The following is a 14,325-nucleotide window of genomic DNA, read 5'->3' as shown; positions in this document are numbered from 1 at the left end:
GCCAGGAACGCCTGGGTCCTGCCGTTCGCGAGGCCTGCAGCCCGCGCGTCATAAGCGGTGCCGCGGTGTCGCGCGAAGGCGTGACGGCATCCCGGGTAGCTGTGGAGCTGCACCTGCGGACTCTTTCCCAGGGCTGCGACTATCTGCCTGCGTGCGTCGGGCGGGATGTACTCGTCTTCTTCCGCGAGATGCACCATCAGCGGGCTGCCGATGCCGCCTGCCTCCTCGAGGTGCTTGTCGGCGTTGCCGGGATAGTAGGCCACCGCGACATCGGCGGCTGCGCGAGCAGTGGTCAGGTAGCTCATGAGGCCGCCGAGGCAGTAGCCGACGAGACCGACCCGGTGGTTCGACTCAGCCAGCGCGCGGGCGGTTGCGATGGCGGCGCCAATGTCGCGCACGCCGGCGTCGAGGTCGAAGGCGTTGTAAAGCGCCATGGCTTTCGCCAGCTCGGCTTCCGTGCGATCGGTCATGTCGATGCCCGGCTCGATGCGCCAGAACAGGTCGGGACAGATCGCCAGGTAGCCCTGCGCGGCGAGTTCGTCGCACGACTGCCGCATGTCAGCATTGACGCCGAAGACTTCATGGATCACGACGATGGCCGGCGCGGTTGCGCCTGTGCCCGCGCTTGCGGGACGGGCGACATACGCCGAGAAGGAACCCTCGCCGGTGGTGATGCGGAGTGTGTCTTGCATGACCGGCTCAGGCGCTGAGCCAGAAGGCGAGGTTGCTGGCGTACTGCTTGGTCGAGCGCAATGCCTCGGGGAACCGCGCCATGCCGTCGCCGGGCGATTCGGCCACGAAGGTCGGGCAGCCGCAGGCGGGATCCCAGTTGTAGTCGGCGAAATGATGGAAGGTCGACTGCGCGATGGCGCGACCACCATGTTCCGAGCGCTCGAACGCCACGGCGATGTTGAAGCGGCGGCCCGAGACGAGGCTCTGTCCTTCGACGACCACCCGACCCGTCGAATCATCCGCCGGCACTCCGACCACCCCTTCGTGCGGGTGCGAGGGAAGGTATTGGATGACGCCGGTCGAGGACTGCCGGTCGCGCATGACGGGGTGAATGCTGCCGACCGAGCGAACACGCTGGAAATCGCCGTTGGCGCCCGAGTGGTAGTTGGGCCAGGAGATGTTCGTTGCGTAGGTGTCGTCGACGCAGTGTCGGCTCAAGTCGGGTTCTCGATTGTGGCTGTGAAAGTAGTGGGCGGCCCCGATGCCGCCCAGATTGCAGATGGAGCTTCCCACGTCCATGTGGTCCCGGGTCACCATGAGCGCGCCACCAAGGCGGCGAAACCGGCTGATTCCCATACAGTCTGCGTCGGTCAACCCGTCGCCCCCGTCTACCGCAAAAAGCCAGAGTTGGTCTACGTCCGATTCGTCCAGGGTCGACAGCACCGGGTCCGGCGTACCGCGTTGGGTGCGGTTGCGGGCGGTGACCCGGAAGGCAAGGCCTCCGTCTTTGTCTCTCAGTGTGGCGAGGAATGAAGCCAGCCGGCTGAAGCGCGAGATGTCCCAGTCATCGGGCTGTTCTTCGATCGTGGTCTGCAGTAGGAGGTTCAGCATGGCGAAGGGGTTGGATGACTGTGTTCAGCTGCGCAGGAAGGCAAGAAGGTCCGCGTTGACCTTGTCCTGCATCGTCGCGGTGAGTCCGTGTGGTGCGCCGGGATAGTAAATTTCCCTGGCGCCCTTGATGAGCTTTGCGGACTTCTTGGCGGAGTCGTGCACCGGGACGATCTGATCGTCCTCGCCATGCATGATCAGGGTGGGGATGTCGAACTTCTTCAGGTCCTCGGTGAAGTCTGTTTCCGAGAAAGCCTTCACGCACTCATAGGCGTTCTTCTGGCCGCTCTGCATGCTCCAAAGCCAGAATTGATCGAGCACGCCCTGTGACACTTTCGCCCCACTGCGGTTGGCGCCGTAGAAGGCCACGGCCAGGTCCTTGTAGTACTGGGAACGGTCTCCTGCCACGCCCGCACGGATTCCGTCGAACACCTCGATCGGCAGACCTTCCGGATTCGATGCCGACTTCACCATGATTGGAGGCACCGCGCCGATGAGCACCGCCTTAGCCACGCGCTTCGAACCGTGCCGGCCTATGTAGCGTGCCACCTCGCCGCCGCCGGTGGAGTGGCCGACCATCGATACGTTCTTCAAGTCGAGCGCGTTGAATACTTCTGCCAGGTCATCAGCATAGCCGTTCATGTCGTTCTTCGACGACGATTGCGTCGAGCGACCGTGACCACGACGGTCGTGGGCGATGACGCGAAAGCCGTTGCGTGCCAGGAAATGCATCTGCCCGTCCCAAGCATCTGCGTTGAGGGGCCAGCCGTGCGAGAACGTGACCACCGGGCCGCTGCCCCAGTCCTTGAAATAGATGCGAGTGCCGTCCTTCATCGTGACCGTGTCGCTCGTCATCTTTGGACTCTGGCTACTGGCGCCTGCGGCGGCACCGTGCATGCCGAGTGCGAGAGTACCGGTGGCGACGGCGGCAGTGGATGCGATCAGGTTTCTGCGAGAGGGGTTTGTGGCGGTTGTCATGACTTCCTTTAGTACGAGGTGGAGATTCGGATTGCGAGCAGAGCACGTCCGCGTCGCGCGCGTGCCGTGGGATGGAAGACATCGTAGGAGCGGTATTCGCGCAGCGGTAGATTCGCGAGAGGACTCATGCTGTTTCTGAAGGAGCACCAATACGCTTGCCTCACGCTGGCGGAGCACGGTCATGCGGGCGTGTCAAGATCCGTGAGGCATTGAAGGTCTGCCGCACGGATTCGCGTCGTCATGAAGTCGATGAAGACGCGCATGCGCGAGGGGAGATGTTGCCGACTCAGGTAGCAGATGTAGTGGCCGTGATCGTCGGGGACGTGCTGCGTCAGGCAAGTGACCAGCAAGCCCTTGCGCAATGGTTCACAGATCAGGTAGCCCGCCATCTGCGCGATGCCATGGCCATCGAGTACGGCTTGCAGCACCAGGTCAGCATCGTTGTAGGTGAGCTTCGATGGCGGCGTGAACCTGCGAAGCAGTCCCTCCGCCTTGAACTCCCAATCCGAAATTCGACCCGAGGCATTGCGAAAGTTGATGCACTGGTGACGCATCAGCTCCTCAAGCGAATTCGGCAGTCCATGCGCATCCCGGTAGCTTGGCGAGGCACAGACGAGCAATTGCATTGGAATGATCTGTTTGGCGATGATCTGAGCGTCTTCCATGCGACCATTGCGGAATGCGATATCCACGCGATCCGAGGTGAAGTCGGTCGGCTTGTCGTTGAGAAGTAGGTCGATAGAAACTTCCGGATATGCGGCGCGGAAATCGCCGAGCAGCGGGGCGACCACACGACGGCCGAAGCCGACGGCTGAGCTGATGCGAAGGTGTCCGCGGGGCGGGCCTTCGCGCAAGTCGCGCATCTCTTCGACTGCCTGCACGATGCGATCGACACCGGTGTGGCAATTGGCATAGAAGAGATCACCTTCCCGCGTCAACGTAGTGCTTCGCGTGGTTCGGGTAAAGAGCCTGACATTGAGCTGGTCCTCCAGCTTTTGCACGCTGCGGCTCACCGCGGAGCGCCCGATGCCCAGCCGATCCGCAGCGCGGGCAAAGCTGCCTTCGGCCACGACGGCAATGAAGGCCACCACGCCCGCATAGCTGGTGGCGAAGCTGGAGGCCAACGGATCCGCGCGCGGTGTGAGTGGAATGGAAGAGGGGCAGGGTAGGGAAGAGTTCGTCATGTGCAGGATCTCGGTTGCATGAAAGCCGTGGGGAAGGCTTTCTCACAACGAACACTCTGCGCGTGAAGGCGAACAGGAACCAGTTAATGCCTGTCAATGTTTGTTATGAACCGGGTCTGCACCTCGCCCCGATTCGTTCGGAAGGGGGAGTGCCTAAAACTTCAGCATCGAAGCCAGCGCGGCCAGTTTTTCCGGGTTTCGCTGAGCCTGGATCCGGGTGATTCTCGTGCCGTCGGTTTCCACTGACTGGACAGACTCCAACATACCGCCGACGAAGCGCAGGAATCCCCACTCGCCGTTGATCGGCGCGATACGCATGCGGACCTTGTCGCCGTAGCGCCTGTTGGTCGCAAAATAGAGTTGCGCAATGCGGTCGCGGCCTTTGAGCGGAGCTTCGAAGCTCGGTACCTTGCCGCCGCCGTCGCCGATGAATTCCGCATCGTCGGACAACAGTGAGCGCATTGCAGCAAAGTCCCCGCGTTGGGCCGCGTCAGAGAACTCCTTGAGCAGACGGATGTGCTCTTCCGGCGCGACCCGGAAACGTTTTCGCTTCTCGAGGATCTGCACCTTTGCGCGATGCACGAGTTGGCGGCTGGCAGCCTCGGTTTTGCCCAGGATGCGGGAGATGTCGCCGTAGCTGGCGCCGAACACCTCGCGCATCAGAAATGCTGCGCGGCTTTCCGGTGACAGCCGCTCCAGCACGGTGAGAAAGGCAATCGATATGTTCTCGGCCTTCTCGAGCATCTGCTCCGGTGAAGGTGAGTTGTCAGAGATCACCGGTTCGGGCAGCCACATGCCAATATAGTGCTCCCGCTCTACTTTCGCGCTCCTCAGTCTGTCGATCGCCAGATGGGTGACGGTCGCAACCAGCCATGCTTCCTCGTTGTCGATGGCTCCATTCAGCGCCTGACGCCTGCGCAACCAAGCGTCCTGCACGACATCTTCGGCCTCCTCGGTCGAGCCCAGCATCCGGTAGGCGATGCCATGCAGTCGTGGCCGCAGATTGTCGAAGACGCTATCGATCTCGTTGGTGCCATCTGTGTCGTTCATGACGCTTGTGTCTGGTTGATTCTTTCGGGGAAGCCCCGTGCCATAGAAGACGTGCCGGACTCTGCGCCCGTGACAACCCGTTTGTCACTTCGGATGGCTTGACAGATGTTGCAAGGGTACGAGCCAAATGCCCGTCGAGCAGCCTGTGTTTGCGTGAGCTTGTTCTGCTACTTTTGGGGGGGGCGGCTCAAAGTGGAACCCAGCCGCGAGCGAGGCGAATTCAAGCCGGGTGGCTTGGCTTCGCTAAATATGCCGAAGCGCTCGCTGCCTGGTTCGGTGCCACGCAAGGCATCAGCGAGACTCCATGGATCATCCGCCCGTCGTATCCGCAAGACCATCTCGTCGGCGGACCCGTTGATGCGGAAAGGGGGCCGAGCGGCTAGCGCTAGCCTTAGCCCTGAAACGGTCTTCCCATCGGTATCCAGCAACTGCTCGACGCGAGCGATGGTGGCGAGCACGCGGTCGCGATATTCTTCGATCTGAGAGGATTGAACCCAGAGGGGTGCAGAAGCTACGGCAAGTGCCGCACCGATCTCCGCATCAATTTTTGCATCCTTCTCGGCGCTGCCTTGCTGCGCAAGGCAAGCGTCGAGTGCAGCTCGCACGTCGTCCAGGTGATGCGCGTATCGCTCGGTCCATGTATCGACGTCGAGCTTGCGCTGCTGCGCCGTAGCCTCGTTCATGAGGTCTCGCATGAGTTCGGCGTGTCTTCGTCCCAAGACGAGCGATTCACCTGTTCGCGACAGGAGATTGGCCGCATAGCTCCTCGTGGTGCCAAGCAGTCGATAGGGCGCAACCGCATCAGTGTTATCGAAGGCAACGAGCGACTTGTTGGCCAGTGAGATCAGGGCATCGAAGGCTGCCTCCGTGTCCATGTCTTCTTCGGCAAGGCTCAGCGCAGAGTTGAGGTCGAATCGACCTCGGAAAACTGACAGAAAGCGGAATAGCCTGAGCTCCTGCGGGTTCAGCAGCGCGATGCTCCAGTCGAGAGCCGCCGCGAGTGTTCGATGCCGTGCGAGCACCGCGGCGTTGCCGGCGGAGTAAAGCCGCATGTGGTCATTCAGCCGAGATGCGAGGTCGTTGATCGATTGCACGCCTAGTCTTGCCGCCACCAATTCGATGGCCAGCGGGATGCCGTCGACCTGACGCGCAATCCGCGCAAGAAGTGCACCATCCGAATCGCCGAACTGGCGCGCGCCCGCGGCCAGCGCTCGCTCCACCAGCAGCTCGACAGCTGGCGATCGCATGGCCTTGGCGAGCGTTAGCTGCTCCATCTCGGGAACAGCGAGGGCCGCCAGCCGCAATACGCGTTCGCCTTCCATGCGAAAGGCCTCCCGGCTGGTTGCGAGGATGCGAAGCCTCGGCAGGGTGGAAAGCAGTCTGGCAATCAATGGGGCGAGTGCATCCACCACGTGCTCACAGTTGTCGATAAGCAGCAGCACGTCGCGGCCTGCAAGCCGCTGTTGGATGGCCTGTGTCGTGGCGGGCGCGTCGGACGGAACTCCCACTGCCTGCGCCACTGCTCCTGCCACATGGTCCTCGCAGATCAGGGGCGAAAGATCGACGAAGGCGGTCTGCGTCGTCGTATGTGCTTGATGGAATTCCGCAGCCCGGATTGCGAGGCGCGTCTTACCGATGCCGCCGGGGCCCGCGAGAGTGACCATACGGCTGGTGTCCATCGCCGCCAGCAGGCGCTCCAGGTCGAGCTCGCGTCCGATCAATCGGGTCAGCCGCGTCGGTAGTTTGGTGAAAGGGGCGGTGACGGATGGGGACGCAAGAGGCGCCGTGACCAACGGGGAGGGTGCTCCGTAACCGGCGGTGCCGAGGTGCTCGCACAATACCTTTCCGTTGAATCGATAGCCCTTTAGGGGAATGTTGGAGATCCATTCGACGCATTCATCGCCAGCGCCAGGCTGGCCGAGGACCTTGCGAAGCATGGACATCTGCACGCGAACGCTGGCCTCTTCGACTACCACGCCCGCCCAGACGGTGGAAAGCAATTCGTCCTTGCTGAGCACTTCGCCGGCGTGCTTGACCAAGTGCAGCAGCAACTCGAAGGAGCGGAAGCCCAGTCGAACGGCCTCTCCGGCGCGCTCGAGTCGGCGCTGTGTTTCGCGCACGACAAAGGGACCGAAGCGCCATTGGACTTCGGCTATTGCTTGCGGAGGACCGGCAGGCTGCGAGGGCATGCGGAACTCGGTCAGCAGGGTTGGCCGGTGGGTCTGCGTGCGACGGCTCGGGGTGCGCTCATGGTCAATTCAGGTGGAATGGTGTTCGGCAAACCGGGTTTATCGAGGACGCCATTGCCACTTTCCCTTCTTCAGCCCAAGCCGGTGGAGGAATGAGTGCCGGCTGGACCAGCGTCGGCGTCTGTTTAACCAAAGACGTTCGAGCCGGGTACTTTGTGACAGGTTTTTTGCCCACCACTCGCTTGCTTGCCTCGCCGGAGCAACCCGGCATGTCATCGTAGGTCGTGCCGAGGCTTCGATAGAGCATCCCGCGCCGAACGAAGCATCCAGAAACGGCGAACGATGCTGCCTCGGCGGTCGGTATTGGTGCTTGCCCGACAACACCATGGGCCACGGCAAATGCCTTCCAGCGGGGACGGGCGACACCTACCATCGCGCCGCTCGCAATGCCTTCAGTCGACTTCCGAACGGATGACCAATGACTCTCCCCACCATGCCCGGCGCGCACCCGCTTGCCGCTGTCCATTTCTTCGTATGTCTGCAGCGAACATGAGTGTCCTGACCAAGTCCGATCCTCTTGGCGCGTCGAGAGTGGCCCAGGATGCTCGCGCGGCATCGCGCTTGCGCTGTACGACCCGAGACCGAGCCCTGGCTGTCGTGTCTCACGAACTCAGGCAGCCTCTGCACATCATCCAGATGAACGCCGGGCTCCTGCAACGACTGCCCGCGTCGTCTGTGTCCGGGCATATCCGGGGTATCGCCGAATCGATTCAGCGTGCCATCGAGAGACAGACTCGGGTCCTCAATGACCTGCTCGACTTTTCACGAGTGCGCACCGGCAAACTCGCCCTGTACTGCGCGGAGGTCGATGTCGGTGCCTTGGTGTCGCGCTTGGCCGATGCGCTGGATGCTATGTGGCGCGGTGGCCGCATACGCACGGAGGTGCAGGCGGCGGATCCGGTCCTTTGCCACGCCGACGCTGTGCGGCTTGAGCAGATTGTCGGCAACTTGCTGGACAACGCCATGAAGTTCTCGCCCGAGGGGGAGGAGATTGTCGTGCGGATTCGCGCAGAGGATGGTTTCGCCCGCGTCAGCGTGGAGGACCGTGGATGCGGCATCGCACCTGAATTTCTGCCACACGTATTTGGCCTGTTCAATCAGGGCAGTGCTGCCGCCGATGGCTCTTCCGGCGGATTCGGCATCGGCCTCGCACTGGTCCACGGCTTGACGGTCGCGCATGGCGGCTTCGTCAAGGCGACATCGGCGGGCATCGGCCGTGGCGCCGAATTCAACATATGGATTCCCCTTCATTGCCCCGCTCATCGCTGAGCGATGGGTATTCCTTCCTCGCGCTCCGGCGCTCGCTGACCTGTACTTCATGAAGATTTCCCTCGACCCTTCTCTCGACGCACGTCATCAGGACGTGCCTGCATCCACGGTCCTTTCGAACTGGTACGACGCCAACGCCGCCATCCAGCGTCTCTGGGCTATCCAGCCGGAGGGTGGCGAAGGCTCTCCGGCGATGCGTGTCGTCGTGATGCTTGCGCCATCGCCCGACGGGAACGATGCGAACCTGATCTGGATAGCCCGCGGACCGGACTGGGAGCGTGAGTTGCGGCAACAACTGGCAGGCGCCGTGCAACTCGAATGGATCGACGGCCCGCTGCCGGACGAGTTCGAGATCGATGGTGAAGGCGTGGTGCTGTCCTTGTTGTGCTGGCGGGACGCGACGGTGATCCAGAACTGAGCGGCACCTCAATTGGTGCGAAGGCATCAACACCGTAGTCATTGTCAAACGCCTAGTGCACGTCGATCTGTCTTCTTACGATTCGCTCGGCGCTGTTGCCATATCCCATCCTTCTGCCAGGACCCTTACCGTGAGCAAGATCCTCGTTCTCTACTACAGCATGTATGGCCATCTCGAAGAGATGGCGAAAGCGGTTGCCGAAGGCGTGCGCTCCGTTCCAGGCTGCGAAGCTACGGTCAAGCGCGTGCCTGAGACGATGTCCGCAGAAGCATTGCGCCAGGCGGGCGGCAAGACCGAACAGGATGCGGAAGTCGCTACAGTGGCGGAGCTTCCTGGCTATGACGCCATTCTTTTCGGTACTCCCACGCGCTTCGGCGGCATGGCGGGTCAGATGCGGACCTTCCTCGACCAGACCGGAAGCCTCTGGGCTACAGGTGCACTCATCGGAAAGCTTGGCGGCGTCTTCACCTCGACCGCCACGCAACACGGCGGCCATGAGACCACTATTGCTTCGTTCCACACGGCGCTGCTGCACCACGGCATGCTGGTGGTCGGCGTACCGTACTCCTGCACCGGGCTGACGAACATGGCCGAGATCACCGGAGGATCGCCCTACGGTGCGGGCACGCTCGCAGGAGCGGACGGCCAGCGCATGCCGTCCGCCAACGAGCTTTCCATCGCGCGTTTCCAGGGTACACATGTGGCGCGATTGACCAATCGCCTCGTCGTCTGATTCCGCCGCTTGAACGAGGTTCGCTGATGACGCATGGCATTGCAGCAATCGGTCGTGACGGATACCGCACGCAGATCGAGGTGGGTAGCCGCCACAGGTTGGTCGCGGACGAGCCTCCCTCGTTGGGCGGCGCCGACACCGGGCCTGCTCCTTACGACCTGCTGATCGCGGCCTTGGGGGCATGCACGGCGATCACGCTGCGCATGTACGCCAACCTCAAGAAGTGGCCGCTCGAATCACTGCAAGTGCAGTTGCATCTTGCGCGCTACGACGGTGCCATGGTGGTGGAGCGGTCCCTGCGCATCGTGGGTCTCGACGGAGTGCAGAAAGCGCGACTGGCCGAGATCGCGGAGCGCACACCGGTCACGCTGACGCTGAAGTCGGGCGTACGAATTCATACGACCTGGGCCTGAAGGAGTTCGTCATGCCTACCCGTCCATTCAATTTCCTCAACCACCAAGGCCAACGCTTGTCGGGTACGTTGGAGATGCCAGAAGGTATCCAGCGCGGCTGGGCACTCTTCGCGCACTGCTTCACCTGCGGCAAGAAGAACTTGGCCGCCGTGCGTGTGGCCCGCGCGCTGGCCAGCGGGGGCATTGGCGTGTTGCGTTTCGATTTCACTGGCCTCGGGGACAGTGAAGGGAGCTTTGTTGATTCGAGCTTCAGCCTCAATGTGCAAGACCTGGTGTCGGCCGCCGAAGCCATGAGGGACGCGGGCATGTCGCCGGACCTTCTTATCGGACACAGCTTGGGAGGGGCGGCCATACTCGCGGCCACGGGCAGTATCGCCAGTGCGCGCGCCGTGGCGACAATCGCGGCGCCGTTCGACGTCGGGCATGTACTGCACTTGCTTGATCCCGAGGGGCTGGCGCAACTGGACTCGAAGCCGGAAGCGCTCCTGCAGGTCATCGGGCGACCGATGGCAGTGAGCAAGACCTTCGTCGATGATCTGCGCGGACACGACCAAGGTGCGCGCATCGGCGCTCTTCGCCGACCGCTGCTGGTGCTGCATGCGCCGCGCGACCAGACAGTCGATATCGAAAACGCAACTCATATCTTCCTCGCGGCCCGTCACCCGAAGAGCTACGTATCGCTCGGCGAAGCGGACCATCTGCTGTCCAGACGCGAGGATGCCGAATATGCGGCAAGCCTCATAGCTGTCTGGGCCCAGCGCTATCTGCCGGAGCCGGCCATCTCACCAGTTGAGCCGGCGGATGCTGTGGCTGAAGAGACCGGCTTGGGCAAATTCCAGCTGGCGCTGCGCTCAGGTGGCTCCCGCTGGCTGGCCGACGAGCCCGAGACCGCCGGCGGGCTCGGCTCCGGGCCGACGCCCTATGACCTGCTGTCGTCGGCGCTTGCCGCATGCACCACGATGACGTTGCGCCATTACGCCGATGGCAGAGGATGGCCGGTGACCCGCATCCGCACGGCAGTGAACCATCGTCGCGACAAGGACCGCTCGCCCCCGGATGTCTTCAGTCGGCAGGTTGCCATCGAGGGTGCCTTGGACGACGAACAGCGCGCCCATTTGCTGGAGGTCGCGCAGAAGTGTCCGGTCCATCGCACGCTCGAGCAGGGCTCGGGCTTCGACGCCATCGCTTTCGACCCACAGTCCTGAGTGGTGATGAAAGTGAAGACACTTGCCATGCGTGGCGAAGCTCACGAGCGCGTTGCAGAAATCGTAAACCGCTGCATCGCGGCGTCGAGCCTTCCCCAGACGCTCGTTGATCTTGCGCATCTCAGGGTGTCGCAGCTCAATTGCAACGACGTGAGGACGGATGCCCACTTCCTGGCATTGCTCGGTGCGGGCTACCCAGTCAGGAAACTCATGCTGGTCTCGGACTGGTTCGATGCCGGGACAGGCCTCACGCCGCGCGAGAAAGCCGCACTATCCTGGGCCGAGGCCTTGATCACGGCAGGCGAAGCCGGCGTGGGGCGAGCGCGATGCCTCCAGGTGGCTGCCGTCTTCGAGCACAACGAACTCGTGGCGCTCAGCCTGGCTATCGCACTGGAGAACGCCCGCAGCCGGAGGGCCTGCGCGCCGACGCGAGGCCCGTTGCAATGATCGTGCTCGCCGACGAGCCTGGTGACGCAGAAGGCTATCCCGGCGGGCATGCCCGGTTCCTGGCGCCCTACACCGGCGACGAGATCCTTCCGCTCTACACCACGACCGTTGCCGTTTCCGGCGGAGAGGCCAGGCATGCGCGCGTGTCTGGGAGAGCCGTATCCGACGATGGCAACCTCGACCTGATTCTGCGGCAGCCGACGGAGCTGGGCGGCGACGGCGGCGGAACCAATTCACAGCAGCTGTTCGCAGCCGGTTTCGCGGCATGCTTCCACGGTGCCATGGCGATTGCTGCGTCGTCCATGCGCACGCGTCTTCCGCCGCACATCGATATTGCGGCCACGGTTTCGTTCGGGCGCGATCCTGTCGACGGACTCTTCCTCATTACCGCCGAACTTGAAGTCAGCCTGCCGCAGATGGATGCCCGCGAAGCAGCCGAACTCGTCGCGCAAGCCGAGCGCATCTGCCCCTACATGAAGATGTCGCGCGTAGGCATGCGCTCGACGATCCGCTTTGTCTGAGTCCGCTTCGATGTGGATTTGTACCGGGCAATGCAGCGCGCATTGGTGAATCGAGGGCAACACCGTCTTCCGCGCCACATGTCTACCGGGGCGCAGCGTTCAAAACTACGATTTTCCTCATGGGCCGCGAGTCACGCGGCCTGACGATTTGCCTTCCGCCCGTCGCAACGAAGATGACGGGTGTCAGATTGCCGAGGCGGCTGTAATGAGGCGTGCACTTTCCATCCGTTCGTGCACGGGACGAACTCACGTCGGCGCGGAAACTCCCGCGTAAATCCGATCAGCAACACGGCGACGCGACGGGTGGAGGGCGCCTTTCAAGGAACACCGCATGACCACGACCTGTACGCACCTCGACCAGATCCACTCCGTCACCCCTTCCAGCCAAGGATGCGAAGACTGCCTGCGCATCGGCGGTCGCTGGGTACATCTGCGCATGTGCCTCACATGCGGACACGTCGGCTGTTGCGACTCGTCGGAACACAAACACGCCACCAAGCATTTCCACATGACGGGCCATCCTCTGGTCCAGTCGATCGAACCCGGCGAGGACTGGCGCTGGTGCTACGTGGATGAAGTCCACGTCCGGGGCTGAATCGTAGCCTCGCGCGCACCTGCCGTTCGCGTGTCCGTCGTGTCGAATTGATGCCCCGCATGCAACATGGAAGTACCTCTCGCAAGGCTACCGCCCGAAGAGACCGAAACCTAGCATCCAGATCGTCCCGCGATGTTCGCGGACCGGCGCTCCAGCCGTCCTGGGGTCAGGGCTTGGTGCCCTCTGGGAAATCACCTGATGCTGCGTATTTCCACTTTGGCTTCGTCTCCTGCACGCGCGCCGCGCAACGGGCAGAGGACACGGCTCGATGCGATGCCGTGTGCGTCGCGGCTTGCTGCGCGCACTGCGCCGGAAGGTCCGATGGACTTCGCCTGGCGTTGGGGCTACATGGCCGTTTGCCTGCTGACGATGGCGAGCGCCGCGGCGGTGGCCAGTGGCGAAGCAGCCAGCGCGGAGTTGAAGTTCGCCACGGGAGCGGTAGCAAGTCCCGTGCTGGTGCCGGACATCTGCACCGCGGACTCCAGGCGAGCTGAGTACGACCCCGCCGCTCAACAGATTTTCCCAGGGCGACCCGTCCACTCACCGAGCAACTCATCTTCGAAGGAAACACCATGACTCGACTCTTCACCCTCGCTCGCGCTTTCGCGATCGCCTGCATTGCGGCAATCCATTTGACGGCACCAGCCAGCACGGCGAGTGCGGCCGTATCGTCGGAACGGCCCACCATCGTGCTTGTGCACGGCGCCTTTGCCGAGTCCGCGAGCTGGAACGACGTGGCGCGCGAACTGCGGGCGCGCAGCTTCCATGTGATCGCCGTCGCGAATCCGCTGCGGGGCGTGAAACTCGACGCGGACTATGTTGGCGCAGTCGTCGACTCCGTGAAAGGCCCTGTCGTACTCGTCGGTCATTCCTACGGCGGCTCGGTGATCTCCGCCGCTGCGCAGGGAAAATCCAACGTCAAGGCGCTGGTTTTCGTAGCCGCGTTCGCGCCTGAGGTCGGAGAGTCCGCGGCGGACCTGTCTGGCAAGTTCCCAGGCAGCACGCTGGGGCCCGCGCTGGCACCGCCGGTCGCGCTGCCCGACGGCAACAAGGATCTCTACATCCTGCAGGACAAGTTCGGCAGCCAGTTCGCCGCCGACGTGGCGCCGAACACGACGCATCTCATGGCCGTATCACAGCGTCCGATCACGCAGTCGGCACTGGCCGAACCGGCACCCGCCGCCGCATGGAAGAACGTGCCGTCCTGGTTCATCTACGGTGACAGGGACAAGAACATTCCTCCGGCTGCGCTGTCCTTCATGGCCGAGCGCGCGAAGTCGATGAAGACCATCGTGGTCAAGGGGGCGTCGCACGTGGTCATGATCTCCAGGCCGGGCCCGGTGACCCGTCTGATCGTCGAAGCCGCCGGATCGGATGCACAGCAGCCCTGATGCCGCCGCGACGCACGGGCAGGGCATCGCACAAGTCATTGTTGCCCGTCGTGCAACACCGTGGTCCCCTGTGCCGGTCTACCGGCACTCCTTGGCGAGCACTACGCTTGGTTGGCCTCGTTGAAAGGCGCATGAGCGCCGGTGACGATGCTCTACCGCCTGGAGATTTTTCATGAACCCATTGCGACGCTCTCTCCCTGACATCGGCGGCTTGTCGCGCCGCCTGCAAGACGCCGTGGGCATCGCGGTACTGACTACGGCGGTCTTCGCCGGCTCCATCCTCGCTGCCTACGAGGCATTGCAGGACACTTC

16 protein-coding genes are annotated in these 14,325 nt (G+C 62.9%); 9 read left to right on the top strand and 7 right to left on the bottom strand.

Annotation, left to right across the window (positions count from 1 at the left end):
- The 6 genes from VIM98_RS05680 to VIM98_RS05655 all read right to left on the bottom strand — a co-directional run.
- A partial coding sequence (locus VIM98_RS05680; protein WP_331992125.1) for a dienelactone hydrolase family protein occupies positions 1-692 on the bottom strand: 692 nt, incomplete at its 3' end.
- A 7-nt stretch (positions 693-699) separates the two neighbouring features.
- On the bottom strand, positions 700-1,563 hold the full coding sequence (locus VIM98_RS05675) for a hypothetical protein (RefSeq protein WP_331992124.1): 864 nt from the start codon (positions 1,561-1,563) through the stop codon (positions 700-702).
- A 24-nt stretch (positions 1,564-1,587) separates the two neighbouring features.
- The gene (locus VIM98_RS05670; protein WP_414650194.1) at positions 1,588-2,505 is read right to left on the bottom strand and encodes an alpha/beta fold hydrolase; all 918 of its coding nucleotides are present in this window, start codon (positions 2,503-2,505) and stop codon (positions 1,588-1,590) included.
- Positions 2,506-2,717: 212 nt separating this feature from the next.
- On the bottom strand, positions 2,718-3,722 hold the full coding sequence (locus tag VIM98_RS05665; RefSeq protein WP_331992123.1) for a LysR family transcriptional regulator: 1,005 nt from the start codon (positions 3,720-3,722) through the stop codon (positions 2,718-2,720).
- Between the two features lie 153 nt (positions 3,723-3,875).
- On the bottom strand, positions 3,876-4,772 hold the full coding sequence (locus VIM98_RS05660) for an RNA polymerase sigma-70 factor (RefSeq protein ID WP_331992122.1): 897 nt from the start codon (positions 4,770-4,772) through the stop codon (positions 3,876-3,878).
- A 167-nt stretch (positions 4,773-4,939) separates the two neighbouring features.
- Positions 4,940-6,892, bottom strand: coding sequence for a winged helix-turn-helix domain-containing protein (locus tag VIM98_RS05655; protein ID WP_331992121.1), 1,953 nt, complete (start codon positions 6,890-6,892; stop codon positions 4,940-4,942).
- Between the two features lie 618 nt (positions 6,893-7,510).
- Here VIM98_RS05655 and VIM98_RS05650 point away from each other — a divergent pair.
- From VIM98_RS05650 to VIM98_RS05615, 8 genes are all read left to right on the top strand, one after another.
- The gene (locus tag VIM98_RS05650; RefSeq protein ID WP_331992120.1) at positions 7,511-8,290 is read left to right on the top strand and encodes a HAMP domain-containing sensor histidine kinase; all 780 of its coding nucleotides are present in this window, start codon (positions 7,511-7,513) and stop codon (positions 8,288-8,290) included.
- Positions 8,291-8,339: 49 nt separating this feature from the next.
- Complete coding sequence (locus VIM98_RS05645) at positions 8,340-8,708, top strand: hypothetical protein (RefSeq protein WP_331992119.1); 369 nt, start codon at positions 8,340-8,342, stop codon at positions 8,706-8,708.
- Between the two features lie 130 nt (positions 8,709-8,838).
- Positions 8,839-9,441, top strand: coding sequence for an NAD(P)H:quinone oxidoreductase (gene wrbA / locus VIM98_RS05640; protein WP_145760047.1), 603 nt, complete (start codon positions 8,839-8,841; stop codon positions 9,439-9,441).
- A gap of 26 nt (positions 9,442-9,467) precedes the next feature.
- Positions 9,468-9,854, top strand: a complete 387-nt coding sequence (locus VIM98_RS05635) for an OsmC family protein (protein WP_145760048.1) — start codon at positions 9,468-9,470, stop codon at positions 9,852-9,854.
- An 11-nt stretch (positions 9,855-9,865) separates the two neighbouring features.
- Positions 9,866-11,059 (top strand): bifunctional alpha/beta hydrolase/OsmC family protein, encoded by a 1,194-nt coding sequence (locus tag VIM98_RS05630; RefSeq protein WP_331992118.1) that lies wholly within the window; start codon positions 9,866-9,868, stop codon positions 11,057-11,059.
- A gap of 12 nt (positions 11,060-11,071) precedes the next feature.
- Positions 11,072-11,506, top strand: a complete 435-nt coding sequence (locus tag VIM98_RS05625) for a carboxymuconolactone decarboxylase family protein (protein WP_331992117.1) — start codon at positions 11,072-11,074, stop codon at positions 11,504-11,506.
- Entirely contained in the window at positions 11,503-12,027 is a 525-nt protein-coding gene (locus VIM98_RS05620; protein WP_331992116.1) for an Ohr family peroxiredoxin, read from the top strand. The genes VIM98_RS05625 and VIM98_RS05620 overlap by 4 nt, the downstream gene beginning before the upstream one ends.
- Positions 12,028-12,358: 331 nt before the next feature.
- A complete protein-coding gene (locus tag VIM98_RS05615) occupies positions 12,359-12,622 on the top strand; it encodes a ubiquitin carboxyl-terminal hydrolase 14 (protein ID WP_331992115.1) in 264 nt (87 codons plus the stop codon).
- A gap of 344 nt (positions 12,623-12,966) precedes the next feature.
- Here the strand turns inward: VIM98_RS05615 and VIM98_RS05610 are convergent, their stop codons facing one another.
- Entirely contained in the window at positions 12,967-13,089 is a 123-nt protein-coding gene (locus VIM98_RS05610; RefSeq protein WP_256329631.1) for a hypothetical protein, read from the bottom strand.
- A gap of 105 nt (positions 13,090-13,194) precedes the next feature.
- Between VIM98_RS05610 and VIM98_RS05605 the strand changes: the two genes are divergently transcribed.
- Positions 13,195-14,013 (top strand): alpha/beta hydrolase, encoded by an 819-nt coding sequence (locus VIM98_RS05605; RefSeq protein ID WP_331992114.1) that lies wholly within the window; start codon positions 13,195-13,197, stop codon positions 14,011-14,013.
- The last annotated feature ends 312 nt before the right edge of the window (positions 14,014-14,325 follow it).

It is taken from the genome of Dyella sp. (genome assembly GCF_036568765.1).
Taxonomy (GTDB): Bacteria; Pseudomonadota; Gammaproteobacteria; order Xanthomonadales; family Rhodanobacteraceae; genus GSA-30.
Note: the sequence above shows the minus strand (reverse complement) of the source record. Positions and strands in the feature narration are given on the sequence as shown.

Excerpts from the sequence above, each read along its gene's own strand:
- VIM98_RS05675 (WP_331992124.1), bottom strand. The coding sequence starts at position 1,563 with ATGCTGAACCTCCTACTGCAGACCACGATCGAAGAACAGCCCGATGAC.
- VIM98_RS05665 (WP_331992123.1), bottom strand. The coding sequence starts at position 3,722 with ATGACGAACTCTTCCCTACCCTGCCCCTCTTCCATTCCACTCACACCG.
- VIM98_RS05660 (WP_331992122.1), bottom strand. The coding sequence starts at position 4,772 with ATGAACGACACAGATGGCACCAACGAGATCGATAGCGTCTTCGACAAT.
- VIM98_RS05650 (WP_331992120.1), top strand. The coding sequence starts at position 7,511 with ATGAGTGTCCTGACCAAGTCCGATCCTCTTGGCGCGTCGAGAGTGGCC.
- VIM98_RS05645 (WP_331992119.1), top strand. The coding sequence starts at position 8,340 with ATGAAGATTTCCCTCGACCCTTCTCTCGACGCACGTCATCAGGACGTG.
- VIM98_RS05635 (WP_145760048.1), top strand. The coding sequence starts at position 9,468 with ATGACGCATGGCATTGCAGCAATCGGTCGTGACGGATACCGCACGCAG.
- VIM98_RS05630 (WP_331992118.1), top strand. The coding sequence starts at position 9,866 with ATGCCTACCCGTCCATTCAATTTCCTCAACCACCAAGGCCAACGCTTG.
- VIM98_RS05620 (WP_331992116.1), top strand. The coding sequence starts at position 11,503 with ATGATCGTGCTCGCCGACGAGCCTGGTGACGCAGAAGGCTATCCCGGC.
- VIM98_RS05615 (WP_331992115.1), top strand. The coding sequence starts at position 12,359 with ATGACCACGACCTGTACGCACCTCGACCAGATCCACTCCGTCACCCCT.
- VIM98_RS05610 (WP_256329631.1), bottom strand. The coding sequence starts at position 13,089 with ATGTCCGGCACCAGCACGGGACTTGCTACCGCTCCCGTGGCGAACTTC.
- VIM98_RS05605 (WP_331992114.1), top strand. The coding sequence starts at position 13,195 with ATGACTCGACTCTTCACCCTCGCTCGCGCTTTCGCGATCGCCTGCATT.